Origin of the sequence: Streptomyces boetiae, from assembly GCF_031845405.1 — a bacterium.
GTDB classification, from domain to species: domain Bacteria; phylum Actinomycetota; class Actinomycetes; order Streptomycetales; family Streptomycetaceae; genus Streptomyces; species Streptomyces boetiae.
This window is the reverse complement of the sequence record NZ_JAVREN010000008.1, coordinates 132,226-155,337: the sequence shown is the minus strand read 5'-3', so window position 1 is coordinate 155,337 and position 23,112 is coordinate 132,226. Positions and strand designations below refer to the sequence as shown.

The following is a 23,112-nucleotide window of genomic DNA, read 5'->3' as shown; positions in this document are numbered from 1 at the left end:
CCCGGGTGACGCCGGCTCCGCGGGGCCCGGCAGCCAGGCTCAGCCCGTGAAGAAGCGCGCGAGCACGGGAGCCAGGACCGCCGTGTCCACCCGGTGGTCCTGGCCCTCCAGCGTTTCGTAACGGCCCCGCTGGGCCGCCGCCGCGATGGCGCGCCCCGTGTCGCGGAACCACTCGGCGCTCGCGCCGCCGCAGCCCGCCCACAGCGGCTGCGCGATCCGCGCCAGCCGCCCGGCCGGCACCTCGCCGCCGCCCATCACCGCGTCGTCGTGGGCCAGCGTCGGGGCGAGCGCCACCAGGCCCGCCCAGAAAGGCGCCTGCCGCATCCCCGCGATCGCCTCGGTCGGCAGCCCGACCCGCCGCAGGAAGAGCTCCACGGCCCCGCCCCGGTCGCCGGCGGCCAGCCGCTCGCCCAACTCGACGGTGTACGCGGAGGCTCCGGCCAGCACCGTGGGATCCCGCGCCCACGGCACCTCGTACACCGCGACGCGGACGATCGGCAGCCCGCTCGCGGCGGCCTCCAGCGCCAGCGCCCCGCCCGAGGAGATCCCGTAGACCCCGGCCGCGCCTCCCGCCGCCTCGATCACGGCCGCCAGATCCTCCACTTCGCGCGCCACCGCGTACGGCGCGGTGTCCCCGCTCTCCCCGCGCCCGCGCCGGTCGTACACGTACGCCGCGCACCCGCCCGCCGCCAGTTCCCCCGCGAGCGGCAGGTCCGCCTCGTGCGTACAGGTGGCCGGGCTGACCAGCACCACCGGCACCCCGTCCCCCACCTGCCGGTAGGCAATGCCGGTACCGTCCTTGGAAACCGTCTTCTCCACCGTTCCTCCTCCATCTGCTCCGGCGCGGGGCCCGACGCCCCCGCCCCCGTGCAGACCACCCGGAGTCCTGGAACTCATCGGTGAAGGGCTCGATCCACGCACGCGAGTCAACGCGGCCCCCACGCCGGCCCGACCCGCCCGGCCACGGCCGTCACCGCCGCATCCGCGGGTCCTCGGTGGGGTCGGCGTACAACCGCGGGCACTCCCCGCCGCTCGCCTCCGGGCGCAGCTCGAAGTGCCAGGGCTCGTTGCGGTAGACGAGGCACAGCCCGTACGCGGCGCCGTGGCCGGCCAGCCACTGCGCGGAGCCCGAGGGCCCGATGTCCACCGCGTCCCCGGAGACGTGCGGCGAGGTGTCGGCGGTGGCGACCCACCGGGCGGCCTCCTCCTGCGAGCCGTACTCGGCGACCGCCTCGCGCAGCAGCCGGTCCTGGTACGCGGGGGAGCGCCACCCGCTGTTGACCTGGAGCCGGACGCCCTCGGCGGCGGCGTCCGCCGCCGCCGCGCGCAGGGCCCGCAGCAGCTCCGGGTCGAGCCGGGCCACGCCCGGGTACCGGTCCTCGAACGGCGTGACCCCCTCGGGCAGCGAGCCGTCCTCCCCGAGGGCGGGAGGGGCGGCGATGGGCTCGCCCGTTCCGGGAGCCGCGGATTCCGGGCCGCCGCGGGCGAGGTCCCCGGACGAGGGCGCCGGGGAGGAGGCCGACTGCTGGACGAGGATTCCGAGGATCGCGGCGGCCAGGCCGCCGGCGATGAACCCGGCATTCCTGCGGCTCTTCGGTCGTGCTGCGGAAAGACTCATGCCGCCAGTCAAGGCGGGGCGATGTTGCCGGCCCGTATGCGCTTTTCGATAGGCCGACGATATGCGCCGGATTTTCGCGGAAACGCCACGGGCCTTTTCCGGCCGCCGCATTACCATGGGAAGCATGCGCGTATTGGTCGTCGAGGACGAGCCCTACATGGCGGAGGCCATCCGCGACGGACTGCGATTGGAGGCCATCGCGGCCGACATCGCCGGGGACGGGGACACCGCTCTGGAGCTGCTGAGCGTCAACGCCTACGACATCGCCGTCCTCGACCGCGACATTCCCGGGCCCTCGGGGGACGCGATCGCCCAGAGCATCGTCGCCTCCGGCAGCGGCATGCCGATCCTGATGCTCACCGCCGCCGACCGGCTCGACGACAAGGTCTCCGGGTTCGAGCTGGGCGCCGACGACTACCTCACCAAGCCCTTCGAGCTCCAGGAGCTCGTTCTCCGGCTCCGGGCCCTGGACCGCAGGCGCGCCCACAGCAGGCCGCCCGTGCGGGAGCTGGCCGGGCTGCGCCTTGACCCGTTCCGCCGCGAGGTCTACCGCGACGGCCGGTACATCCCGCTGACGCGCAAGCAGTTCGCGGTCCTCGAAGTCCTCGTCGGCGCCGAGGGAGGCGTCATCAGCGCCGAGGAGCTGCTGGAGCGCGCCTGGGACAAGAACGCCGACCCCTTCACCAACGCCGTGCGCATCACCGTCTCGGCCCTGCGCAAGCGGCTCGGGGAGCCGGGCCTGATCGCCACGGTCCCCGGCGTGGGGTACCGCATCGACACGGGCGCGGGCACGGGCGCGGGTCCCGGGCCGGACGCGGTGGCGGGGGACGAGCGTGCCTAGGACGCCGGGGCTGAGCGTCCGCCTCAAACTCACCCTCAGCTACGCCGGCTTCCTCATGCTGGCCAGCGGCCTGCTGCTCGCCGCCGTGTGGGTCTTCCTCCTGCGCTACGTCCCCGACCGCGCGTCGCTGATCAGCCAGGACCCGTCCACGCTCAACGGCGGCATCTTCCCGATCCGGTCCCATCTCCTGCGCACCTTCGCGCCGAGGGCGGCGGCGGTGCTGGCGTTCCTGCTGGTGTTCGGCCTCGTGGGCGGGTGGATCCTCGCCGGCCGCATGCTCGCCCCGCTGACGCGCATCACGGAGGCCACCCGCCAGGCCGCCGGGGGCTCGCTGGCCCACCGGATCGAACTCGAAGGCCCCAAGGACGAGTTCCGCGAGCTGGCCGACGCCTTCGACGCCATGCTCGAACGACTGGAGACGCACGTCGCCGAGCAGCGGAGATTCGCGGCCAACGCCTCCCACGAACTGCGCACCCCCCTGGCCATCACCCAGACGCTGCTGGATGTCGCCCGCAAGGACCCGGACCGCCAGGGCGGCGAGCTGGACGAGCGCCTGCGCGCCGTCAACGCCCGCGCGATCGAGCTGACCGAGGCCCTGCTGCTGCTCAGCCGCGCCGACCGGCGGTCGTTCACCCCCGAGCACGTCGACCTCTCCCTCCTCGCGGAGGAGGCCACCGAGACGCTGCTGCCCCTCGCGGAGAAGCACGGCGTCGCGATCGAGACCTCCGGGGAGATCGCCCCCACCCTCGGCTCGCACGCCCTGCTGCTCCAGCTGACGACGAACCTCCTGCACAACGCCGTCGTCCACAACCTCCCTGCGGGCGGCACCGTGCACGTCACCACCGCCGCCGCCCCCGAATCCGTCACCCTCGCGGTCGAGAACACCGGCGAGCAGCTCAGCCCGCGCCTGGTCTCGACCCTCACCGAGCCCTTCCAGCGCGGCACCGAGCGCATCCGCGGCGACCAGGCGGGCGTCGGCCTCGGCCTGGCCATCGCCAAGAGCATCGTCCGGGCCCACGACGGAACGCTCTCCCTGAACCCCCGTCCCGGCGGCGGGCTCCGCGTCACGGTCCGCCTGCCCGCCGCCCGGCGCGCGCCCTGAACGCCCCGAGCGCGCGCCCCCCAACCGCCGCGCCCGCCCGCCGGGCCGCGGGCGGGCGTTCACCTCACGGGGGAGGCGCGTCACCTCACGGGGAAGTCGAAGTACGTGTCCGGGTACGGCTCGTCCCGCAGCGTGTAGTGCCACCACTCGCAGTCGTACCGGTCGAATCCGCAGTCCTCCATGATCGAGCACAGGTAGTGGCGGTTCCGCTCCTCGGCCGCGGTGATGCCCTGCGCCCCGTGGTGGGAGACCGGGTCCATCAGGTCGTGGCCGCCGCCCATGGCCGCCAGTTCGCCGCTGCCCAGGTGGTAGAGCGTCAGGTCGACGGTGCTGCCGCGGCTGTGGCCGGACCTGGTCGCCACGTACCCCCGCTCGAACATCTCGGGCCGCTCGATGTTCGGATAGTGCCGCGGCTTGGTGCGGCCGTCCTCCGGCAGCTCCGACCAGCGCACGAAGCAGTCCACCGCCCGCTGGGGCCGGTACCCGTCCCACAGGAGCAGGCCGAAGCCCAGGGCCGCGGCCCGCTCCCGCGCCTTGCCCAGGGCCGCGCACAGCGCCCTGGTGCCGAGGATGCGGTTGGCCGCGTAGCCGTCCACGGGCCTGCCGGTGAAGTTGTCCCAGGTGGCGTACTTGGCGTCCCAGCGTATGCCGGGGACCAGCTCGTCCACGAAGGCGAAGTCCTCCCTCATCGCTGCTTCCCCGTCCGCGCCAACGACACCAGCCGGTCGAGGACCTCGGCGAGCGGCAGTCCCGAGGCGGCCATCATCCGCGGGTAGCGGCTGTAGGAGGTCAGGCCGGGCAGCGTGTTGACCTCGTTGAGCACCACCGTTCCGTCCGCCCTCAGGAACAGGTCCACGCGCGCCAGGCCCGCGCAGCCCAGGGCCCGGTAAACCGCCTTGGCCGTCTCCTGCACGAGCGCGCGCGACTCCTCCGGGATGTCGGCGGGGACGAGGAACGTCGCGTTCTCTGAGCCGCTCTCGGGCTCGCTCTCCTGGTGGATGCGGAAGAAGCCGTGGGAGAGGGCGACGCGGTCCACCTCGCCCGTGACCAGGTCCGGGTCGTTGCCCAGCACCGCGCAGCCGACCTCGCTGCCGGAGACGGCCTCCTCGATCAGCACTTTCGCGTCGTACCGCCGCGCCGTCTCCACCGCGCCCGCCAGCTCCTCGGCGCGCGTCACCTTGGTGACGCCGAAGGAGGACCCGGAGCGGGCCGGCTTCACGAAGACGGGGTTCGTGAACCGGCCGGGGTCGGCGTCCTCGCCCGGCGCGAGGATCCGGAAGTCCGGCGTCACGATGCCCGCGCCGCGGGCGACGAGGTAGGTGAGGGACTTGTCCATGCACAGCGCGGAGCTCTGGACGTCGCAGCCGGCGTAGGGGACGCCGGAGAGCTCCAGCAGGCCCTGGGCCGCTCCGTCCTCGCCGAGCCTGCCGTGCAGGACCGGCAGCACGACGTCCAGGCGGACCGCCTCGTACCGCCCGCCGTCCAGGACGAGCAGCCCGTGGACGTCCCGGTCCGGCGCGAGAACGGCCGGGCGGGCGTTGCCGGTCTCCCAGCCCACGTCGGGGCCGTCGCACAGCCGCCAGGCGCCGCCCCTGGTGATGCCGATCCAGTACGGCTGATACCGCTCGGTGTCGAGGTGCCTGGCGACCTCGCGGGCGGACTTGACGGAGACGGGGTGCTCCTCGGTGGTGCCCCCGAAGAGGATGCCGACCCTGAGCCTATCCATGGCGTATCCCGCTTTCGCTTTCGAAGTTCCGGCAGTTGAGGAGGCTGTTCTCGACCGTGTCGCGCAGGGCGTGGTCCGTGTAGTACGCGGTGTGCGGGCTGATCAGCACGTTCGGCAGGCTCTGCAGCCGGGGCAGCGGCCCGCTCCCGAGGGGCCTGTCGCGGCGGTCGGCGTAGAAGACGCCCTCCTCGCCCTCCACCACGTCCAGCGCGGCCCCGCCCAGGGCGCCGCTCTCCAGCGCGGCGAGCAGGGCCTCGGTGTCGAGCAGCGGGCCGCGTCCGGTGTTGATGACGAACGCCCCGCGCTTCATCCGGGCGATCCGCTCGCGGTCCAGGAGGTGGTGGGTCTCCGGGGTGAGCGGGGTGTGGAGCGTGACGAGGTCGCTGCGCCGCAGCAGTTCGTCGAGCGGGACGTAGTCGGCGGCGGCCCCCGGGCGGCTGTCGTGGGCCAGCACCCGGCAGCCGAAGCCGCGCAGCCGGTCGATGACGGCCGCGCCGATGCGGCCCGTCCCGACCACCCCGACGGTCAGGTCCCGCAACTCCCGGCCGCGGGCCTCGCCCAGCCGGTAGTCGTGGGTGTCGGCGCGCAGGACGAGGGACTTCGCCTGCCGCACGGCCATCAGCATCAGCATCAGCGTGAAGTCGGCCACGCTGTCGGGGGAGTAGCTGACATTGCCGACGGTGATGCCGACGCGCTCCGCGTGGGCCAGGTCGATGTGGTTTCGGCCGATGCTCCGGGTGGAGACGTACTCGACCCCGGCGCGGGCCAGGGCGTCGAGGGTGGCGCCGGTGACCCGGGTCTTGTGGCCGACGCTGACGCAGCGATTCCCGAGGGCCAGGCTCGCGTTCTCCTCGGAAACGGCCGCCTCGGTGAGTGTGGGAAGCACCCCGAAGCGGGGCGCCAGCTTCCGGAAAAGAAGGGCCTCGTCCTCCCCGCATCCGTACACGGTGATTCCCGTCACCGGGGTGGCAGGGGGGTCGGGAAATGCGGGTGGCCCGGTGGGGCGGACCGCCGCTCGCGCTGTTTCTCTCGGGCTCATGTCCCCTATTCAAGAGAGGGGCGCGTTGCCGTCGCGTATCCGCTTTTCGATATGCCGGCGATATGTTCCGGGCCTGCCTTTTCCGCTCACGCGTCGCTTTCGCAGCGCGCGAGCGCGGCGGCGACCTCGTCGAGGCGCGCCCCCCGGGAGGCCTTGACGAGGACGAGGTCGCCGGCGGCGAGGTGCCGCCGCAGCCAGGCGACGGCCGCCTCGTTGTCTGCGGCCTCTGCCGCGGCCGTTCCCGCGCCGAGGGCGATCGGGCGGGCGCCCTTCCCGACCGCCAGGACCACGTCGGCCCGGGAGGCGGCGTACTCCCCGATGGCGCGGTGCTCCGCCTCGGCGGCGTCCCCGAGTTCGAGCATCTCGCCCAGGACGGCGATGCGGCGGCGGCCCTCGACGGCCGCCAGCGCGTCCAGGGCGGCGCGGGTGGAGTCGGGGTTGGCATTGTAGGAGTCGTTCAACAGCCGCGCGCCGCCCGCCAGTTCGCGCGGCTCCAGGCGCCACCGCGTCAGCGGGGCGGTGGGCAGCGCCGCCGCCGTCGCGCCGAGGGGGACGCCGGCCGCCAGCCCTGCCGCGGCGGCGGCCGAGGCGTTGAGCGCCTGGTGTGCGCCCACCAGCGGCAGCGCGACCGGGGCCGAGGCGCCGGCGGTCCGCAGGGTGAACGACGGGCGGCCGAGCCGGTCCAGCTCCAGGCCGCGCACCCGCACGTCGGCGTGCCGGGTGTGGCCGAACGTCAGCACCGGGCCGTCCGCCAGGGCGCGCATCGCGACCACCCGGGGGTCGTCGGCGTTCAGGACGGCGGTGCCACCGGGCGCGAGCCCCCGCACCAGCTCGCTCTTGCCCTCCGCGATGGCCGCGCGGGAGCCGAACGGGCCGAGGTGGGCCTGGCCGACGTTGAGGACGACGGCGACGTCGGGCGCGACCAGGCCGGTCAGCTCCGCGATGTCCCCGACGCCGCGGGCGCCCATCTCCAGCACGAGGAAGCGGGTGCTCGCGTCGGCGCGCAGCATGGTGAGGGGCACGCCGAGCTGGTTGTTGAGGTTGCCGAGGGTGGCGACCGTCGGCGCGGCCTGGGCCATCACGGCGCCCAGCAGGTCCTTGGTGCCGGTCTTGCCCTGGGACCCGGTCACCGCGAGGACGGTCAGACCCTCGCGCAGCCGGGCCACGACGTGGGCGGCGAGGGCCTGGAGCGCGGCCCGGACGTTCCCGACGAGGACGGTGGGCAGGGGCGTGGGCCGGGAGCCGAGCACGGCCACCGCTCCGGCCCGGGCGGCCTGGGCGGCGTAGTCGTGGCCGTCCACGCGCTCGCCGGCGAAGGCGACGAAGAGGCCGCCCGGCTCGGCCTGCCGGCCGTCCAGCACGGCGGGCGCGGTCACCCTCACCGTGCGGTCGCCCGCGACGCTCCCGCCGACCACCGCCGCGATCTCCCCGAGGCTGAGCGGGATCACGGCGCACCGGCTCCCCGGTGCGGCGGCGTCGCGTGCGCGGGGGCGGGCGGCACGTCGCGCTGCACGTCCCGCTCCGCGTACCGCACGGGCGAGGCGAAGAAGGCCCCGCACGCGAGCACGGCCAGCACGCTCCCCAGCAGGCAGACCCGCGTCGCCACCGCCGCCGTCCGCGCCCTGAGCCCGACGCGCGTCAGGCCGAGCAGGCCGAACCCGGCCAGCGTCCCGGCGGCGTTGACCAGCACGTCGGTGGAGTCCGAGCCGCCGAGGGCCAGGACGTACTGAACCGTCTCCAGCGCGAGGCTCACCGCGGCGCCCGCGCCCAGGGCGTTCCACCACCGGCACCGCGGCGCGAGCAGCCCGAGGTAGACCCCGAGGGGCACGAAGAGCAGCAGGTTCGCCACGACCTCGGAGGGCTCGCTGGCCCCGTCCCCGTCGCTGGACACGAACGGGGTCAGCTTCACCCGGCGCCAACCCCCCGTGTCGGCGCCGGGGACTCCGAGCTTCCACAGCACGGCCCAGATCAGCAGGGCGAGGTAGAGCGCGAACAGCGCGACCAGCGTTCCGCGCCGGTCCTCCCACTGCGGGCTCTCCTTCGGCTGCGGCGGGCGCGGGCCGGGCTCCGCGAGGGCCGTCTGCCCTCCGATCGCCGGCCCCCCGGTCGTCGTCCTCACCGGCGCCGCCTCGCCTGCTCGCGCCGCCGCATGTAGAGGTCGAACGCCCGGTAGGCGATCGGCCGCAGCGGCAGGTCCCACTCCCCGACGTTCCGGACGGCCTCGCCGCCGGTGCCGGCCTTGAACTGCACCAGCCCGACCTGCGGGTCACCGGCGTCCAGGGTCGGGGTGATCCCGCGCAGGTCGTACACCTCGCAGCCCTCGCGCAGCGCATCGCGGATCATCGCCCACTGGCAGGCGTTGGAGCCGCGCACCTCCCGCTTCGCGGTGGAGGAGGCGCCGTAGGTGTACCAGGCCCGGGCGCCGACGCGCACCAGGATGGCGGCGGCGACCGGATCGCCCTGGTGGCGGGCGAGGTAGAGCCGGATCCGCTCGGGGGCCTCGGCGCTCATCGCCGCGAACATGGTCTCGAAGTAACGCAGCGGGCGGGGCGTGAAGTTGTCCCTCTCAGCCGTATGGACATACAGCTCGTGAAACGCTCTCAGGTCGTCCCCGACCGTGACCTCGACGCCCTCCCTGGCCGCCCGCTTGATGTTCCGGCGCCAGAGCTGGTTCATCCCCCGCAGCACGTCCTCCTCGGACCGCCCGGCCAGCGGCACCTCGTAGGTGAACTGCGGCTGCCCGACGCCGAATCCGTCCTCGGGGCTCTGCGGCAGCCAGCCGCCCTCCCGCAGCCGCCCCGCGACGAGGGCCCCGACCGGGTCGGCCTGTGGGCCGGGCAGCTCGGTCAGCCGCGTGACGCCGGGGTCCGCCAGGCCCTCCTTGACGCGCTCGGCGCTCCAGGCGTGCGTGCGCACGGGCGGGCCCAGCCGGATCGCGAAGGCGCCGTTGGCCTTCAGGTACGCCGCGAGCGGATCGAGCCAGTCGCCCAGCTCGCCGCCCCAGTCGATGGCCGGCCCCTGCGGCAGATAGGCCAGCGTGTACCGCCGCAACCGAGGCACCGGCCGATGCAGCACGAGCCCCGCCCCCACCAGCTTCCGCCCGGCGTACCACCCCAGCGACTCACTCCGCCACTCGGTCTTGACCCGCCCCCACCCCGGAGTCTGCAAAAAGCTGACCGCCCGCTGCTTCCGCACGAACGCCAGATGCTCGGCGACACTGATCGGCTCCACACTCACATGCACACGGCCTACTGAACCCGGACCGGTGTTGCCCCCACGTATGCGCTTTCCGATACACGGACGATATGTGCTCCCGCCCCGGCCGGGACTCCTCACCCGAGGGGCAGCGCCCAGTGCGCGTCGTCGCGAATGTCCGCCGTGCTGATCCGGTACCCGATCACCGCGCTGCCCGCCGGCACGCACCCCTCCCTGGACAACCGGGCCCGCTCCCCGGGGGCAAGCCGGCCGGGGAAGGCGGCGCCGTCGACGTCCCACTCCTCCTCACCCGGCGGAACGGTCAGCTCCTCGGCGAGGGAGTAGCCCGCCGCGATGTCCACGGCCTCGTCGCTCCCGTTGTCCAGCGTCACGGTCCAGGCGAAGCACGCCCCGGCGGCGGGCACCCGCCGCAGCCGGTCCACCGTCACCTCCAGACCGTCCTCCCACCGCACCGTCTCTCCCGCCTGGGCCGGGTCGAACGCGCTGCTGCCCGCGCCGGTGACCTCCTCCACGTCGGCGTAGGGATCCATCGACTCCTCCAACTCCCGGGCCAGGGCGGTGCAGCCCCGGCCGAGGAGGAAGAGCAGCACGGCGATCCCCACCACGGCGGCGGCAATCCGTCCGGCGATGTCGGGCGTCTCATCCTGCGGCGGCGTTGTCATGCCCCTTATTCGAGCGAACGCCCGCCCGCCGCGCCTGAGTACAGGTACTCAGGCCCTCACCCGCGGACTCACCCGCCGGGTGGCCCACAGCACGGTCGAGGGCCGCATCGTGAACGTCTCGCCACTCGCGAACTCCAGAAACCTGCCGCCCCGGCCCACGGCCCGCAGATCCCGGACGGTCAGCACCTGCCCGCCCATCAGGATCTCGTCGCCCCGCCGCACGGTGCCCGCGTCCACGACGAGCGTCACCGGTACGAGCCCGCCATCGCCCGTCACGGCCGCCCCGCCATCGCCGGACCGGCCGGAACCACGCGCCAGCCGCGCAACGAGGTCACCAGGAAGTCCCGGTGCGCCTCACCGTTCCGCCGCGCGTGCTCGATCGCCCACACCCCGCCCGGCAGCGTCACGCTGTCCCCGGCCTCGGCGGTGCACCCCAGGCACCGCACGGTGCGAACGTTCTCCTGCCGCTCGGCGGCAACGGCCCACTGCGCGCCCCGCAGCACGACCTCCGGCTCCCGCCCCATGTGCGCATCGAACCGCCCCCGCAGGGCGGCCAGTTGCCGCACCAGCCCCTCCAACTCCCCGAGCGGTCCTTCCGGCCCCGGTCCGGGCGCCTTAGCCTGCGTCATGTCGTCAACTTTCTGGGTTCGTTGGTGGCCACCCCCGGGACGGTGACAGCCGTCGCCGGGGCCTCGTTTTCCTCGCGCCCCGCGGAGCGCGGTATTGACCCGGAACGGGCCTTGTGGCTATCAACTATTGCCTAGCGGTCAGGCGCGGTACATGGTCCGGCCGTTCCCAAAGTCTCGCGGTGAACAGCCCATAGGCGCACGGAGGTTCGAAGGCATGGAGTTGACTCCTCAGGACGGCCGGAGTGCGCCGCATGCGATGCTGGCGCGGCGCCTCGAAAGACTGCGCAAGAGGGAGAATCTGTCGCTGCGCGACCTCGCGGCGGAGATCCGATTTCCCCATCCCTACATCCACCGCGTCGAGAGCGGCAAACAACTACCGTCCGAAGACCTGGCTGCGGCGCTCGACAAGCGGTTCGACGCGGACGGTCTCTTCGCGGAACTTCTGGATGTGGCGCGGGAGAGCGTGATCCGGGATTACAGTCGGGCTGTGATCGGCAAGGAGCGGAATGCGGTGCGCATCCAGGTCTTCACCAGCAGTGTGATCCCGGGGCTGCTCCAGACGCCCGCTTACGCCCTCGAACTGTTCCAGGCAGGGGTACCCACTGAGAACGAGGACCAGCTCAAGACGCGCGTCGATGCGCGGATGAAGCGCAAATCGATCTTCGAAGGAGATGAGCCCCCCTACTTCTGGGCCATCGTGGACGAGGCGGCGCTTCGGAGGGCCGTTGGAGGCCCGACGTGCATGTCTGAGCAGCTCCGCGCGGTGCTTGAGGCGGTCGAGAACCCGTACATCACCCTCCAGATCCTCCCCTTCGGCCAGGGCGCCCACGCGATGCTCGGCGGCGGGCTCACGCTCCTCTCGCCGCGCGAGGGCGGGACGGTGGGTCTTGTCGAGAGCTTCCGCACAGGAGAGGTAGTAGAATCGCCCAGAAGAGTCGCCGAGTTGGCTCAGCTCTTCCAAGTGGCGTGCGACAAGGCGCTGCCGGTTCAGCAGTCTCGCGAAATCATTCGCAGCTACCTGAGAGAGTACGAAGATGAGCAGGATTCCTGACGCCTCCGCATTGAGTAATTGGCGCAAGTCAACTTACAGCGATAATCCGCACGGCGGATGCATCGAAGTCTCCGACGGCTACCCCTCCGCCGTCCCCGTCCGCGACAGCAAAGCACCCCACGGCCCGGCCGTTCTCTTCCCGATAGGCAGCTGGTCGTCATTCGTCACCGCCGTCAAGCGGGCCGATTTGCCTCGCGGTTGAGCCAGAAGTCTTCATAGGAATCGGCCAGTGCCCACAGCCGATCACGCGCCCGCACGGACGAGGCAACGACCGCCGGGTCGTCAGTCAGCTCCGCGCCCTCGAATTTGCCGTCGGGGCGGAAGTGGGTAACGGCCAGCATCTCGCCGTCGAAGAGCCACCAGTCCCGCCCTCCCGCCGGAATTCGAGCCCGGCCGGGAGCCGGTGGCGCGGCAGCCAGCGGATCTCCTCGCCCGCCGCGTGGTTCATCGGCGTCAGCTCCAGTTCCCACCGGATGTACTCCGTGACGGGCTCGGTGACGACGCGCACCCGGCGGACGGTCTTGCCCGACGCGGTGAGCGCGTGCGTCTGTTCCAGCCAGGGCCGGAACCACGCGTAGTCGTCGGGCTGGCCGTTCCGCCACGTCGCGTAGGGGCCGTCCTCGATGGAGACGCGGTACTCGTCCTTGAGTTCCAGGTGGAAGGCGTCCTTCCTGAAGGTCGTGAAGAGAGCGTCGCGTCCTGCGGCCGTGGCCAAGCGCATGCCCGAAGTCCTTCCCCAGAGCGGACGGTCACGCACGGGCTCGCACGAGGAGCGTTCCCACGCGCTCGCCCGCAGGGGGCGGGAGGATGCCGGCCTCGGTCCGGGTGAAGCCGGCCGAGAAGAGGCGGCGGGTCCATTCGTCGGGGCTCAGGTCCCAGCGGCGGACGGCTCGTGTACCGCAGGGGCGATCCTCGTCCGGTGGCCGTTGGGAGAAGACGAACGCCCCGCCGGGGGCGAGGCGTTCGCGAATCAGGGGGAGCAGGCGCGCGGGGTCGGTGAACCAGACGGCGCCGAAGATCGACAGGACGATGTCGACTTGCGTGGTCCGCTCCGCCAGGAACTCGGCCGCGTCCGCCGTGTGGAAGCTGAGGCCCGGCAGCCGTCCCCACCGCGCCACGGCCTTCTCCCGCTGGCTCGGGGCGATGTCCACGCCGATGCACTGGGCGCCGACCGTCGCGAGGTGGGCCAGGTTGCAGCCGCTGCCCGACCCCAGTTCCACGACGGTGCGTCCGGCCACCTCCCCGAGCAGTGACTCGTCGGGGCCGTGGTCCGGATACTGTGTCCAGTTCAGCCAGGTCCGGGCTCCCACGGCGTTGACCTCACGGCGTGGCGCACGGGGACTTCTGGCGTAGCGCTCCCACGCGTCTCTTGCTTCCACGGCAGCCGTTCGCTCAGGGGTTGCTGGGGCTGTTGCTGCAACAGGCGTGGCACTGGTGGCAGTCCACCTCTTTGGCGTTCCACAACTCACGGTCGATCGCGAACCCCGCCTCGCGGATCGCCTGGATGGTGCCCCTCAGGACGTACGGCTGACCCGGCTTCTCTTCGGGCAGGTGCGGAACGTGGTGGATGTAGCGTCCCGCGTGCGCCAGGCAGAATTCGGTGTAGTTGACCGTGTCGAGGACGAAGGTGTGCACGCCCAGGTCCACCAGGCGAGCTGGCCCCATCTCCACGTCGGGCCGCTCGGCCGAGGTGACGAGATAGGCCACGGTCTGGGCGAAGGTGCGTTCCGCTGTCGCCCTCTCCAGGGCGTGGTCGCGCATGATGAGCCGCACCTGTCGTTCCCAGACCTGCGGGGTGACGCACGTGCGCGGGTCGCGGCTTCGCACGGCTGTTTCCATCTTTCGTCCCTTCTCTGGCGAGGAACCGCAGTATTGCGTCCTGCATCGAGTCTCGCGTCGTGTCCCCAGTCCTCTCTAGTCGCTTTCCTGTTGTCGAAAGAATTCTTCGCGGATATCGGTAAGCAGGCGCCGCATGTCGTTCCCGTGGAGGGCGACGGAGTCGAACGATGCGAAAGTGGCGAGGTACAGGGCGACGTCGCGTGGGTTCCGTGTGGTGATCTCTGCGTGGAAGGTCTCAACGATCACGAGTCTGTCGTCGTGAGCGCTGAAGCAGTTCATGGGGAAGTCGGGCATCGGACGGCTCAGAGGAAGGATGCCGATCGTCACGTTGGGCAAGTGGGACAGGGAGATGAGCCGGTCCAGTTGCGCTGCCATGACCGCGGGCCCGCACACCCGCCACCGCAGGACGTGTTCGCAGATGAGGAAGTGGAAGGTGCGTCCCTTCTCATGCAGTACCGCCTGGCGTGTAAGTCGTGTGGCGACACTCCTCGCCATGCCGGCCTCCGTGAGGCCGGGTGGAAGCGAGAAGACGGCCGACATGTAGTCGGGAGTCTGGAGCAGGCCGGGGATCAACTGCCCCTGGAAGAGTCGCAGGACGGTCGTCCCCTTCTCGATGGCCCGGATGGCCTCCTGGTGTTTCCAGTGGCCCGTGCGGCGGAGCTCCCGCCAGGCGGTGGCCTCAACAGCGGCGGCGCGGGCCAGGGTGAGGAAGTCCGCTTTCGCCGCCTCCCCCACCTCCAGCGCGGTGAGGATGAACTCAACGTCCGCCACCGAGGGCAGGACCCGACCGTTCTCGATCTTGGAGAGCTTGGCGGCGGACATGGAGGCCCTGCGGGCAACGGCAGCGCCGGTATGTCCGGAGGCTTGGCGCAGTGCCCGCAGGGCTCGTCCAAGGTCTTGCTGTGGTGCCTGGCTCAATCGTGCTGGTACTCCGCGAAAGAGACAGCGTGCGCGAGGGCGATGTCGCGGTAACGCCGGTACTCGGCCAGCCTGTTGTCCGGCAGGGGTTCGGCGCCGAGGAAGGCGCCCGAGTCCGTGTAGTGCATGCGGAGGACCCGGGCGTCGTCGAAGAGCCAGAAGTCGTGGTCGGGGAGGCCGGGGACTTCCCCGCGCGCGAGGTCGATGATCCCGATGCTCTCGCCGGCCGCGATGTTGCCCGGGTAGGCGGCGAATTCGAAGCGCAGATAGGCGGAGAGCGGGGAGCGGACGACGTGGACCCGGGCGACGGACTTGCCCTGACGGGTCATCGAGCGGACCCAGGGGTTGTCCTCGGCCCAGTCCCGGGGGATGGGCTCTCCTCTCAGGAAGCCCTCGAATTCCTTGCGTTCTGCCTCGACGTCGTAGGCGGCGAGAGTTTCGAGCCGGAAGGCGGACGTTCCGAAGGTCTCGAAGAGCCTGCCGAATTCTTCACCGGTTAGCACGGAAGTACCTCTCCAGAACGTCGGCCGGAACTCTCACGACGGCTTCGCCTTCCGGTGCGCTGATCTGCCTCAAGTGCTCCGGGTCAGTGACGACGTAGCCCTGGACGAGGTAATGGGCGGCGTCCTCGGTGCCCCAGAGGGTGGGGCACGTTCCCTCCCGGCAGTCGTCGTCCCCGCCTGAGAGTTTCCGCAGCATGCTGATCCTTCCGATCGGCCGTTACTCCGAGGCTGTCGGAGGGGGCATGGCAGGTCAAGGGCCTCGTGTTTCCGGAACGGGAAAGGTGTGGTGCATTCATCGGTCGGGCGAGCCGGAAGTCGCGGCGCGACGGGCTGTCAATGTCAGGTTGACACCTCGGCGGGTGTCAACCTAGGGTTGACGGCATGGTGAATCCCGTGAGTGTGACGGGTCAGGTCCGGCTGGATGACCTGATTCATGCGATCAAGAAGGTGCACAGCGATGTGCTCGACCAGCTCGCCGATGCCGTGGTGGCGGCCGATCATCTGGGGGAGGTGGCGGATCATCTCATCGGGCACTTCGTGGATCAGGCGCGGCGCTCGGGGGCTTCGTGGGCGGAGATCGGGCGGAGCATGGGGGTGAGCAGGCAGGCCGCGCAGAAGCGGTTCGTGACCAAGGAGGGGGGCGAGATCGACTTCTCCGAGGGGTTCAAGCGGTTCACCCCGAGGGCGAGGAACGTCGTCGTGACGGCGCAGGAGGAGGCCCGCGCGCGGCGGGACGGGGAGATCCGGCCCGAGCACCTGGTGCTGGGGCTGCTGTCCGAGCCGCAGGGCATCGGGGCCGTCGCCCTCGCCGAGCAGGGCGCGGGGCCGGAGGAGGTGCGCGCCGCCGTGGCCGCCGCGCTGCCGCCCGCGCCGGAGGAGGAGCCGCCCGCGCTCATCCCGTACAACGCCGCCGCCAAGAAGGCGCTGGAGCTGACGTTCCGCGAGGCCCTGCGCCTGGGCCACAACTACGTCGGCACCGAGCACCTGGCCCTGGCGCTGCTGGAGGCCGAGGGCGGCACGGGCGTGCTCTCCGGCCTCGGCGTGCGCAAGGACGCCATGGAGGAGTACGTCGCCCGGGAGCTGGCCCGCCTGTCCGGAACGGGCGCCGGCCCCGCGCAGTGAAACGGCCGGGCGTGCGTGCCATGCTGGGCAACGTGAGACTGGACGACCTCGTGAGGCTGCGCCGCGCGCGGGACACCATGGACCGCGACTACGCGCAGCCCCTGGACGTGCCCGCGCTGGCCGCCGTCGCCCTCATGTCGCCGGGGCACTTCGCGCGCAGCTTCCGCGCCGCCTACGGCGAGACCCCCTACAGCTACCTGATGACCCGCCGCATCGAGCGCGCCAAGGCGCTGCTGCGGCGCGGCGACCTGAGCGTCACCGAGGTCTGCTTCGCCGTGGGCTGCACCTCGCTCGGGTCGTTCAGCTCCCGCTTCACCGAGCTGGTCGGCGAGACCCCGAGCGCCTACCGCGCCCGCCCCCACGAGGCGGGCGCCGCCATCCCCCCGTGCGTGGCCAAGATCCTCACCCGGCCGGTCAGAAACGCGCAGCCCCCGCCCCCGCCCGGCGGCGAACCGGTCAGGATCGGAGAAGCGGAATCGCCCTCCGTCTCATAGCTTCGAGGGCATGAACATCAAGCTCTCTCAGTGCTTCATCGCCGTCGACGACCACGACAAGGCCCTCGCCTTCTACCGCGACGTTCTGGGCATGGAGGTGCGCAACGACGTCGCCTTCGAGGGGCTGCGCTGGGTCACCGTCGCCTCGCCCGCCCAGCCGGACGTCGAGATCGTCCTCGAACCCCCGGCCGCCGACCCCAACGCCTCGCCCGACGACAGGCAGGCCATGGCCGAGCTGCTGGCCAAGGGCATGCTGCGCGGCGTGATCTTCTCCACCGACGACGTGGACGCCACCTTCGAACGCGTGCGGGCCGCCGGGGGCGAGGTCCTCCAGGAGCCGATCGACCAGCCCTACGGCGTCCGCGACTGCGCCTTCCGCGACCCGGCCGGCAACATGCTCCGCTTCAACCAGCCCCGGAAGTAGCCGGAGGTAGCGGGGAGGCGGGCGCGGCGGTCAGCGGGCGTCGCGGCTGACCTTCAGCGCCCAGGCGATCAGCGGGGCCTGCAACGGCAGCCGTCCGTAGGCGACGCCCCGCGCCACCACGCCGCGCCCCCGCCAGTCCCGGGCCATCTTCAGGTTGCCCGGGAAGACGGCCGCGAACAGCCCGGCGGCGGCCAGACCCCCCGCCCGCCGGGTGGCCGGGACGGCGACGGCCGCCGCGCAGGCCAGCTCGGCGGCCCCGCTGAGGTAGGTCCACGGGCGGGGGCCGAACGGCAGCGCCTCGGGGATCAGCGCGTCGTAGTACTTCGGGGCCCTGAAGTGCAGCGTTCCCGCCGCGCCGAGCAGGCCGGCCAGGGCCAGCGGGGTCAGGTGGCGGGAGCGGATGCGGGGCAGTCTCGGCATCGGGTTCTCCGTCCGGTGGCGGGGAGGGGCGGGCAGGGGCGGGGCGTCAGGCCCCTGCCCGCCGCATCTTACCGACGAGTAGTGAACGGCCGCCCGGCCCCCGCACGGCCCCTGACAGGCCGCTGTGCGCCGGATGACAGGCCCCTCCCGCATGCTCCAGCCCTGGACGTTCCCGGCAGGTCCCGCAGAGGGACCCCGGGCCGGAACGACACGAGGGAAGGAGAACGCCGTGACCTACGCGTTCCGCGCCGAGGGGCTGGTCAAGCGCTTCGGCGGAACGACGGCGCTGGCGGGGGTGGACCTGGCGGCGCGGCCCGGCACGGTGCTCGGGGTGCTCGGCCCGAACGGCGCCGGCAAGACCACCGCCGTCCGGATCCTGGCCACGCTGCTGCGGCCGGACGCCGGGCGGGCCACGGTCGCCGGCTGGGACGTGGTCCGGCACGCCGAGGAGGTGCGCCGCCGGATCGGGCTGACCGGGCAGTACGCCTCCGTGGACGAGGACCTGACCGGCGCGGAGAACCTGGTCCTCATCGGCCGCCTGCTCGACCTGCCCCGCCGCGCGGCCCAGGCCAGGGCGGCGGAGCTGCTGGCGCAGTTCGGGCTGACCGAGGCGGCCGGGCGGCGGGCCAAGACCTACTCCGGCGGGATGCGCCGCCGCCTGGACCTGGCCGCGAGCCTGGTCGCCCGCCCCGAGGTGGTCTATCTCGACGAGCCCACCACCGGCCTCGACCCGGCCAAGCGCGACGACGTGTGGGCGCTGGTGCGGCGGCAGGCGGCCGAGGGCGTCACGGTCCTGCTGACCACCCAGTATCTGGAGGAGGCGGACGCGCTGGCCGACGAAATCGCGGTGATGAACCGCGGCACGGTCATCGCCCACGGCACCCCGCACCAGCTCAAGGCCGTCGTCGGCGGGCAGTCCCTCCAGGTGCGCCCGCGGGACCAGGACCGCCTGCCGGACGCCGCGGCCGTGCTGGAGCGGGTCACGGGCCAACGCCCGGCCTCGCCCGCGCGCGGACTGCTGAGCGTGCCGGTGGCCGGGGACGCGGCCCTCGCGCCGGTGGTCGGCCGGCTGGCCGCGGAGGACATCGCGGTGACCGAGCTGTCGCTCAGACTCCCCGGCCTGGACGAGGTGTTCTACGCCCTGACCGGCGAGGGCCCGGCCGGGGCGGGACCGGCGGAGGCCGGAGACGACGGCACCGCAGACGACAGCACCGGACACGGCGGCGGACGCGCGGACGGTGCCCCGGCCGCCACCGCACGCGAGACGAAGGAGACGGTGGCATGAGCCTCGCGACGGCCCCGGAGACCGCCGTGGCCCCCGAGGGCCCGCGCAAGGAAACGGGCCAACGGCCGCCGCGGGCGCCGTTCCGCCTGCTGCGGCACAGCCTCGCGCTGGCCGGGCGGAGCCTGCTGAAGACCGCCCGCACCCCCGAGCAGCTGATCGACGTCACCCTCCAGCCGGTGATCTTCGTCGTGCTCTTCGTCTACCTCCTCGGCGGCGCCGTCTCCGGCTCCACCGAGGAGTACCTGACGTTCCTGCTGCCCGCGATCATGGTCCAGACGGTGATATTCGCCTCGGTCGCCACCGGCATCAACCTCAACACCGACATCAAGAAGGGCGTCTTCGACCGCTTCCGCAGCCTGCCCATCGGCCGCTCCGCGCCGCTGCTGGGCTCGGTGCTGGGGGACATGGTCCGCTTCGTGGTCTGCATCCTCGTGCTGCTGGGCTTCGGCGCGGCGCTCGGCTACCGGATCGGCACCGGCCCGCTCTCCGCGGTGGCCGCCTGCCTGCTGGTGATGCTCTTCGCCTTCGCGCTGAGCTGGGCCTCGGTGCTGCTGGGCGTCGTGGCGCGCGAGCCGGGGAGCGTGCAGGGCATCAGCTTCCTCGCGCTCTTCCCGCTCACCTTCGGCACCAACATGATCGCGCCGACCGACACCCTGCCCGGCTGGCTCCAGTGGTGGGTGGGCGTCAACCCCGTCACGGACGTGATGGAGGCGGCGCGCGGCCTGCTCAACGGCGGGCCGGTGGCCGCGCCCGTGGCCCAGACCCTGGCCTGGTCGGTGGCGCTGTTCGCGGTCTTCTTCCCCCTCGCGGTCCGCGCCTACCGCCGCAAGTCGTAGCCGGGCCCGAACGCGTGCCCCGCGCCCTCGCCCGGCCCTGCCCCCGGCCACGGCGAAGGCCCTATTCCGCGCCGGGCGTCCCCTCGGCGCCGGGGGCCGCGTCCGTGCGGGGCGTCGCCCCCGCCCCGAAGCGCCCGCCCGTTCCCGGCCTCGCGCCCGGGACGGGCCCGGCGTCCGGCACCGGAGAGGCCAGGGTCTCGCGCAGCAGCGCCAGGGCCGCCGCCCGGTTCAGCTCCCGGCCCCAGCCGTACCGTTCGGCGAACGCCTCGTCCCCGAGCGCCCGGGTCAGCCGCTCGGTCAGCGAGGCCACGTCGGGGTCGGCCGGGTCCGGGGTCCTGGCCCCGGCTCAGCACCAGCTCCGCGACCCGCACCGCCACCGAGGCGGCCACCGGCATGTCCCGCACCTCCACGGCTCCTTCCCACGCTTCGGACAGCAGTCCCACCGCCTCCTCCGCCGGGCCGGTCAGCGCGGCACCGGCGCGGATGAGGGCGTTGAGCTGCGGCTGGACGAACACCCGGCTGTCGGCGTGCGCCACGGCCTCGGCGTACTGCCGGGCCGCGCCGGGCCCGTCCCCGGACTGGCGCAGCAGGTCGCCCAGCGCCAGCCGGGCGCTGGCGGCGAGGAAGGCCGAGCCGCGGCGCTCCGCCGCCCCCGCCAGCTCCTCCAGCTCGGCCCGCGCCTCGGCGCGCTCCCCGCGGTGGCCGCGCACCGCGGCCAGCCGGACCCGCATCTGCTCCGCGTCCGACTCGGCCCGCAGCTCGCGCAGCAGCCGGATCGCCTCCCGCAGCGCGGCCACCGCGCCGTCGAGGTCCCCGAGCTGACGGGACAGCAGGCCCTGGGAGGCGAGGGTCAGCGCCAGCCCCCAGCGGTCCCCGGTGGCGCGGAACCCCTCGGCGGCCAGGGCCAGTTCCTCGTGCTCGCCGTGCGGGTCGCCCTCGTTCTCGCGGATCGCCGCGCGCATCAGCCGCAGCATGGCCCGCGCCCACGGGTCGGTGTGGCGCAGGGCCCGCGCGGTGGCCTCCATGCCGTGCACGGCCCGTTCGGCGTACATCGCCAGGCCCGGCTCAAGCGTGGCCAGCACGGGGTGCCCGGTCAGCGGGTCGATGGCCCTCAGCCGCCCCCGCAACTCCTCCACCAGGGGCGCCACGCTGTCCGCGCTGCCCCCGGCCGCCCCGTTGAGCACGGCGAACGTCATCGCCACCGCCCGCGCCTCCGCGGGCGCCTCCCCGGGCACCGCCAGGGCGGAGCGCAGCCGGCTCGCCGCCTCCGCGTGGTTGCCCTGCATCGTCCAGAACTGGCCCAGCGCGGCGGCGAGCCGGACGGCCGTGGCCGCGTCCGCGCTGCCCACGGCGTGGTGGAGGGCGGCCAGCAGGTTGTCCCGCTCCGCGATCAGCACGTCGATCCAGCGAAGCTGCGCCGGGCCGCGCAGGCGCGGCTCGGCGCGCTCGGCCAGCCGCAGGAAGTGGGCGGCGTGCGCGTCCCGGGCGGCCCCGGCCGAGCCCGCCTCGGCCAGCCGCTCCATGCCGTACTCGCGCAGCGTCTCCAGCATCCGGAACCTCGGCCCCGGCCCCTCCCCGGCCTCGGCCCGCTGGAGCAGCGACTTGTCGGCCAGCGAGGCCAGCAGGTCCAGGGCCTCCTCGGCCGGAACCCCGCAGGCGCCCTCGACGCTCTCCGGGGTGGCGCCGCCCGCGAACACCGACAGGCGCTCGGCCAGGGCGCGTTCGGCCTCCGTCAGCAGCTCCCAGCTCCAGGCGACCACGGCCCGCAGCGTCTGGTGCCGGGGCAGCGCGGTGCGGCTGCCGCCGGTCAGCAGCCGGAACCGGTCGTCCAGGCGGGCCGCCAGGTGCGCCGGGTCCAGCGTCCGCAGCCGGGCCGCGGCCAGCTCGATGGCCAGCGGCAGCCCGTCCAGGCGGCGGCAGATCTCCGCGACGGGCGCGGCGTTCTCCCGGTTCAGCGCGAAGCCCGGCCGCACCGCGGCGGCCCGGTCCACGAACAGCCGCACGGCCGCGTGCCCCGCCGCCTCGTCCGCGCCCGCGCCGTCCGGCGGGGTGGCCAGCGGCGGGACCGGGCACAGCGCCTCCCCGACGAGGGCCAGCGGCTCGCGGCTGGTGGCCAGCACCCGCAGGCGCGGGCAGCGGGTCAGCAGCCCGTCGGCCAGCCGGGCGGCGGCCCCGATCAGGTGCTCGCAGTTGTCCAGCAGCAGCAGGGTCGGCGCGCCGGGGCCCAGCGCCTCGGCCAGCAGGTCGGTGGCCTCGTGCGGCGAGGACGGGCCCGGAGTGCCCGGCGGGCGGTGCTCCTGGACGGCGGTGACCCGGCGGCCCAGCGCCGCGAGCACCGCCTGCGGCACGTCGTGCGGGTCGGTGACCGAGGCCAGCTCCACCAGCCAGGCCCCGCCCGGGTAGCCCTCCGCGAGGCGGGCGGCGGCCGTGGTCGCCAGCCGGGTCTTCCCCGCGCCGCCCGGCCCGACCAGGGTCACCAGCCGGGACTCGGCAAGCTGCTTGCGGATCAGGCCCAGCTCCTCCTCCCGGCCCACGAAGCTGGTCAGCGGCGCGGGCAGGTTCCCGGCCGCCCGGTCGGTCTCCGGGGCCTCGGCCCGCAGCACCGCGAGGTGGACGGCGCGCAGCTCGGGGGAGGGGTCCACGCCCAGCTCCTCGGCCAGCCGGGCGCGGTGCGCCTCGTAGGCGGCCAGCGCCTCGGCCTGCCGCCCCGCGGCGTACCTGGCCCGCATCAGCAGGCCCAACGCCCGCTCCCGCAGCGGGTGTTGCGCGACCAGGCCCTCCAGCTCCGCCAGAACGGCCGCGTGCCGCCCGGCGTTCAGCTCGGCCTCGGCCAGGTCCTCCACGGCCGTCAGCCGCAGCTCCTCCAGGCGGGCTGCCACCGCCAGCGCGTACGGGGCCTCGCCCGCGTCGGCCAGGGCGGGCCCGCGCCACAGGGCCAGCGCCTCGCGCAGCGGACCGGCCGCGGCGGCGAGGTCCCCGTCGCTCAGCGCGCGCCGCCCCGCGCGGGCCAGCTCCTCGAAACGCAGGGCGTCCACGGCCCCCGGCGGCAGCTCCAGCCGGTACCCGCCGGCCTGGGAACGCAGCAGCTCCGCGCCGCCCGGCAGCGCCCGCCGCAGCCGCGAGACGAGGGAGTGCAGGGCGTTCGCCTGGTCGCCCGGGGCCTCCGCGCCGGGCCACAGGGCGTCCACCAGCACCTCGGCGGGCACCAGGGCGCCCGCGTCCAGCGCCAGGCGGATCAGCAGCGCGCGCAGCCTGGCCCCGCCCACGGCGACGGGCCGCCCGCCGGGCGCGATGACCTGGAGCGGCCCGAGAACGCCGACCCGCACGCCGGACCCCGCACTCCCCTGCACGAGGGCCAGTCTCTCACCGGCGCGGGGCCCCCGGGCA

General features: G+C 73.6%; 29 protein-coding genes. 9 read left to right on the top strand and 20 right to left on the bottom strand.

The window, feature by feature from the left end:
• Positions 1-39 precede the first annotated feature (39 nt).
• Both RM780_RS08285 and RM780_RS08280 read right to left on the bottom strand, forming a co-directional pair.
• Positions 40-819 (bottom strand): alpha/beta fold hydrolase, encoded by a 780-nt coding sequence (locus RM780_RS08285; RefSeq protein WP_311629900.1) that lies wholly within the window; start codon positions 817-819, stop codon positions 40-42.
• Positions 820-970: 151 nt separating this feature from the next.
• Positions 971-1,618, bottom strand: coding sequence for a M15 family metallopeptidase (locus RM780_RS08280; RefSeq protein ID WP_311629899.1), 648 nt, complete (start codon positions 1,616-1,618; stop codon positions 971-973).
• Positions 1,619-1,742: 124 nt separating this feature from the next.
• Here RM780_RS08280 and RM780_RS08275 point away from each other — a divergent pair, with 124 nt between their 5' ends.
• Both RM780_RS08275 and RM780_RS08270 read left to right on the top strand, forming a co-directional pair.
• Entirely contained in the window at positions 1,743-2,459 is a 717-nt protein-coding gene (locus RM780_RS08275; protein ID WP_311629898.1) for a response regulator transcription factor, read from the top strand.
• A complete protein-coding gene (locus tag RM780_RS08270; protein ID WP_311629897.1) occupies positions 2,452-3,561 on the top strand; it encodes a sensor histidine kinase in 1,110 nt (369 codons plus the stop codon). The genes RM780_RS08275 and RM780_RS08270 overlap by 8 nt, the downstream gene beginning before the upstream one ends.
• 80 nt (positions 3,562-3,641) lie before the next feature.
• Here RM780_RS08270 and vanX read toward each other — a convergent pair whose 3' ends face one another.
• The 9 genes from vanX to RM780_RS08225 all read right to left on the bottom strand — a co-directional run bounded on the left by vanX (position 3,642) and on the right by RM780_RS08225 (position 10,833).
• On the bottom strand, positions 3,642-4,250 hold the full coding sequence (vanX, locus tag RM780_RS08265) for a D-Ala-D-Ala dipeptidase VanX (RefSeq protein ID WP_311629896.1): 609 nt from the start codon (positions 4,248-4,250) through the stop codon (positions 3,642-3,644).
• Entirely contained in the window at positions 4,247-5,287 is a 1,041-nt protein-coding gene (gene vanA, locus RM780_RS08260; protein WP_311629895.1) for a D-alanine--(R)-lactate ligase, read from the bottom strand. The genes vanX and vanA overlap by 4 nt, the downstream gene beginning before the upstream one ends.
• Positions 5,280-6,248, bottom strand: a complete 969-nt coding sequence (locus RM780_RS08255) for a D-isomer specific 2-hydroxyacid dehydrogenase family protein (RefSeq protein ID WP_311629894.1) — start codon at positions 6,246-6,248, stop codon at positions 5,280-5,282. Before RM780_RS08255 ends, vanA begins: the two co-directional genes overlap by 8 nt.
• A 164-nt stretch (positions 6,249-6,412) precedes the next feature.
• Positions 6,413-7,774, bottom strand: coding sequence for a UDP-N-acetylmuramoyl-tripeptide--D-alanyl-D-alanine ligase (locus RM780_RS08250; RefSeq protein WP_311629893.1), 1,362 nt, complete (start codon positions 7,772-7,774; stop codon positions 6,413-6,415).
• Positions 7,771-8,445, bottom strand: a complete 675-nt coding sequence (locus tag RM780_RS08245) for a VanZ family protein (protein WP_311629892.1) — start codon at positions 8,443-8,445, stop codon at positions 7,771-7,773. Before RM780_RS08245 ends, RM780_RS08250 begins: the two co-directional genes overlap by 4 nt.
• Positions 8,442-9,563, bottom strand: coding sequence for a lipid II:glycine glycyltransferase FemX (locus RM780_RS08240; RefSeq protein ID WP_394812920.1), 1,122 nt, complete (start codon positions 9,561-9,563; stop codon positions 8,442-8,444). The genes RM780_RS08245 and RM780_RS08240 overlap by 4 nt, the downstream gene beginning before the upstream one ends.
• Positions 9,564-9,658: 95 nt before the next feature.
• Positions 9,659-10,204 (bottom strand): hypothetical protein, encoded by a 546-nt coding sequence (locus RM780_RS08235; protein ID WP_311629890.1) that lies wholly within the window; start codon positions 10,202-10,204, stop codon positions 9,659-9,661.
• 48 nt (positions 10,205-10,252) lie between these two features.
• Positions 10,253-10,480 carry a hypothetical protein gene (locus RM780_RS08230; RefSeq protein WP_311629889.1) on the bottom strand — a complete coding sequence of 76 codons (228 nt, stop codon included), beginning with the start codon at positions 10,478-10,480 and terminating at the stop codon, positions 10,253-10,255.
• Positions 10,477-10,833, bottom strand: coding sequence for a DUF7848 domain-containing protein (locus RM780_RS08225; protein WP_311629888.1), 357 nt, complete (start codon positions 10,831-10,833; stop codon positions 10,477-10,479). Before RM780_RS08225 ends, RM780_RS08230 begins: the two co-directional genes overlap by 4 nt.
• Before the next feature lie 214 nt (positions 10,834-11,047).
• Here RM780_RS08225 and RM780_RS08220 point away from each other — a divergent pair, with 214 nt between their 5' ends.
• Together RM780_RS08220 and RM780_RS08215 are read left to right on the top strand one after the other, a co-directional pair.
• Positions 11,048-11,884, top strand: coding sequence for a helix-turn-helix domain-containing protein (locus RM780_RS08220; RefSeq protein WP_311629887.1), 837 nt, complete (start codon positions 11,048-11,050; stop codon positions 11,882-11,884).
• Positions 11,868-12,086: a DUF397 domain-containing protein gene (locus RM780_RS08215; RefSeq protein WP_311629886.1), complete on the top strand. Its 219-nt coding sequence runs from the start codon at positions 11,868-11,870 to the stop codon at positions 12,084-12,086. The genes RM780_RS08220 and RM780_RS08215 overlap by 17 nt, the downstream gene beginning before the upstream one ends.
• Here the strand turns inward: RM780_RS08215 and RM780_RS27815 are convergent.
• The 7 genes from RM780_RS27815 to RM780_RS08185 all read right to left on the bottom strand — a co-directional run bounded on the left by RM780_RS27815 (position 12,058) and on the right by RM780_RS08185 (position 15,340).
• Positions 12,058-12,225, bottom strand: a complete 168-nt coding sequence (locus tag RM780_RS27815) for a DUF6879 family protein (RefSeq protein ID WP_394812918.1) — start codon at positions 12,223-12,225, stop codon at positions 12,058-12,060. The genes RM780_RS08215 and RM780_RS27815 overlap by 29 nt on opposite strands.
• Complete coding sequence (locus tag RM780_RS08210; protein ID WP_311629885.1) at positions 12,171-12,605, bottom strand: DUF6879 family protein; 435 nt, start codon at positions 12,603-12,605, stop codon at positions 12,171-12,173. The genes RM780_RS27815 and RM780_RS08210 overlap by 55 nt, the downstream gene beginning before the upstream one ends.
• Before the next feature lie 28 nt (positions 12,606-12,633).
• Entirely contained in the window at positions 12,634-13,194 is a 561-nt protein-coding gene (locus RM780_RS08205) for a class I SAM-dependent methyltransferase (RefSeq protein ID WP_311629884.1), read from the bottom strand.
• An 82-nt stretch (positions 13,195-13,276) separates the two neighbouring features.
• Entirely contained in the window at positions 13,277-13,711 is a 435-nt protein-coding gene (locus tag RM780_RS08200; protein WP_311629883.1) for a glycine-rich domain-containing protein, read from the bottom strand.
• Positions 13,712-13,798: 87 nt separating this feature from the next.
• Positions 13,799-14,641, bottom strand: coding sequence for a helix-turn-helix domain-containing protein (locus RM780_RS08195; RefSeq protein WP_311629882.1), 843 nt, complete (start codon positions 14,639-14,641; stop codon positions 13,799-13,801).
• Positions 14,638-15,144 (bottom strand): DUF6879 family protein, encoded by a 507-nt coding sequence (locus RM780_RS08190; protein WP_311629881.1) that lies wholly within the window; start codon positions 15,142-15,144, stop codon positions 14,638-14,640. Before RM780_RS08190 ends, RM780_RS08195 begins: the two co-directional genes overlap by 4 nt.
• Positions 15,131-15,340 carry a hypothetical protein gene (locus tag RM780_RS08185; RefSeq protein WP_311629880.1) on the bottom strand — a complete coding sequence of 70 codons (210 nt, stop codon included), beginning with the start codon at positions 15,338-15,340 and terminating at the stop codon, positions 15,131-15,133. The genes RM780_RS08190 and RM780_RS08185 overlap by 14 nt, the downstream gene beginning before the upstream one ends.
• 185 nt (positions 15,341-15,525) lie before the next feature.
• Between RM780_RS08185 and RM780_RS08180 the strand changes: the two genes are divergently transcribed.
• Genes RM780_RS08180 through RM780_RS08170 form a run of 3 tightly spaced genes read left to right on the top strand, consistent with a single transcriptional unit; the run spans position 15,526 to position 17,184 of the window.
• Positions 15,526-16,266, top strand: coding sequence for a Clp protease N-terminal domain-containing protein (locus RM780_RS08180; RefSeq protein ID WP_311629879.1), 741 nt, complete (start codon positions 15,526-15,528; stop codon positions 16,264-16,266).
• A 32-nt stretch (positions 16,267-16,298) separates the two neighbouring features.
• Positions 16,299-16,760, top strand: a complete 462-nt coding sequence (locus RM780_RS08175; RefSeq protein WP_311629878.1) for a helix-turn-helix transcriptional regulator — start codon at positions 16,299-16,301, stop codon at positions 16,758-16,760.
• Between the two features lie 10 nt (positions 16,761-16,770).
• Positions 16,771-17,184, top strand: coding sequence for a VOC family protein (locus RM780_RS08170; protein ID WP_311629877.1), 414 nt, complete (start codon positions 16,771-16,773; stop codon positions 17,182-17,184).
• A gap of 30 nt (positions 17,185-17,214) precedes the next feature.
• On the opposite strand, the gene RM780_RS08165 is transcribed toward RM780_RS08170, so the two are convergent.
• Positions 17,215-17,604, bottom strand: coding sequence for a DoxX family protein (locus RM780_RS08165; protein ID WP_311629876.1), 390 nt, complete (start codon positions 17,602-17,604; stop codon positions 17,215-17,217).
• Positions 17,605-17,833: 229 nt separating this feature from the next.
• Between RM780_RS08165 and RM780_RS08160 the strand changes: the two genes are divergently transcribed.
• Positions 17,834-18,889: an ATP-binding cassette domain-containing protein gene (locus RM780_RS08160; protein ID WP_311629875.1), complete on the top strand. Its 1,056-nt coding sequence runs from the start codon at positions 17,834-17,836 to the stop codon at positions 18,887-18,889.
• Positions 18,886-19,725 (top strand): ABC transporter permease, encoded by an 840-nt coding sequence (locus RM780_RS08155; RefSeq protein WP_311629874.1) that lies wholly within the window; start codon positions 18,886-18,888, stop codon positions 19,723-19,725. Before RM780_RS08160 ends, RM780_RS08155 begins: the two co-directional genes overlap by 4 nt.
• Here the strand turns inward: RM780_RS08155 and RM780_RS08150 are convergent.
• Positions 19,707-23,075: a BTAD domain-containing putative transcriptional regulator gene (locus tag RM780_RS08150; protein ID WP_311629873.1), complete on the bottom strand. Its 3,369-nt coding sequence runs from the start codon at positions 23,073-23,075 to the stop codon at positions 19,707-19,709. The two genes, RM780_RS08155 and RM780_RS08150, sit on opposite strands and share 19 nt — an antisense overlap.
• Positions 23,076-23,112: the final 37 nt, after the last annotated feature.

Bases quoted from the DNA above. Each gene is read 5' to 3' on its own strand.
- RM780_RS08280 (WP_311629899.1), bottom strand. From the start codon at position 1,618: ATGAGTCTTTCCGCAGCACGACCGAAGAGCCGCAGGAATGCCGGGTTC.
- RM780_RS08275 (WP_311629898.1), top strand. From the start codon at position 1,743: ATGCGCGTATTGGTCGTCGAGGACGAGCCCTACATGGCGGAGGCCATC.
- vanX (WP_311629896.1), bottom strand. From the start codon at position 4,250: ATGAGGGAGGACTTCGCCTTCGTGGACGAGCTGGTCCCCGGCATACGC.
- vanA (WP_311629895.1), bottom strand. From the start codon at position 5,287: ATGGATAGGCTCAGGGTCGGCATCCTCTTCGGGGGCACCACCGAGGAG.
- RM780_RS08235 (WP_311629890.1), bottom strand. From the start codon at position 10,204: ATGACAACGCCGCCGCAGGATGAGACGCCCGACATCGCCGGACGGATT.
- RM780_RS08225 (WP_311629888.1), bottom strand. From the start codon at position 10,833: ATGACGCAGGCTAAGGCGCCCGGACCGGGGCCGGAAGGACCGCTCGGG.
- RM780_RS08220 (WP_311629887.1), top strand. From the start codon at position 11,048: ATGGAGTTGACTCCTCAGGACGGCCGGAGTGCGCCGCATGCGATGCTG.
- RM780_RS08215 (WP_311629886.1), top strand. From the start codon at position 11,868: ATGAGCAGGATTCCTGACGCCTCCGCATTGAGTAATTGGCGCAAGTCA.
- RM780_RS27815 (WP_394812918.1), bottom strand. From the start codon at position 12,225: ATGCTGGCCGTTACCCACTTCCGCCCCGACGGCAAATTCGAGGGCGCG.
- RM780_RS08210 (WP_311629885.1), bottom strand. From the start codon at position 12,605: ATGCGCTTGGCCACGGCCGCAGGACGCGACGCTCTCTTCACGACCTTC.
- RM780_RS08185 (WP_311629880.1), bottom strand. From the start codon at position 15,340: ATGCTGCGGAAACTCTCAGGCGGGGACGACGACTGCCGGGAGGGAACG.
- RM780_RS08180 (WP_311629879.1), top strand. From the start codon at position 15,526: ATGGTGAATCCCGTGAGTGTGACGGGTCAGGTCCGGCTGGATGACCTG.
- RM780_RS08170 (WP_311629877.1), top strand. From the start codon at position 16,771: ATGAACATCAAGCTCTCTCAGTGCTTCATCGCCGTCGACGACCACGAC.
- RM780_RS08165 (WP_311629876.1), bottom strand. From the start codon at position 17,604: ATGCCGAGACTGCCCCGCATCCGCTCCCGCCACCTGACCCCGCTGGCC.
- RM780_RS08155 (WP_311629874.1), top strand. From the start codon at position 18,886: ATGAGCCTCGCGACGGCCCCGGAGACCGCCGTGGCCCCCGAGGGCCCG.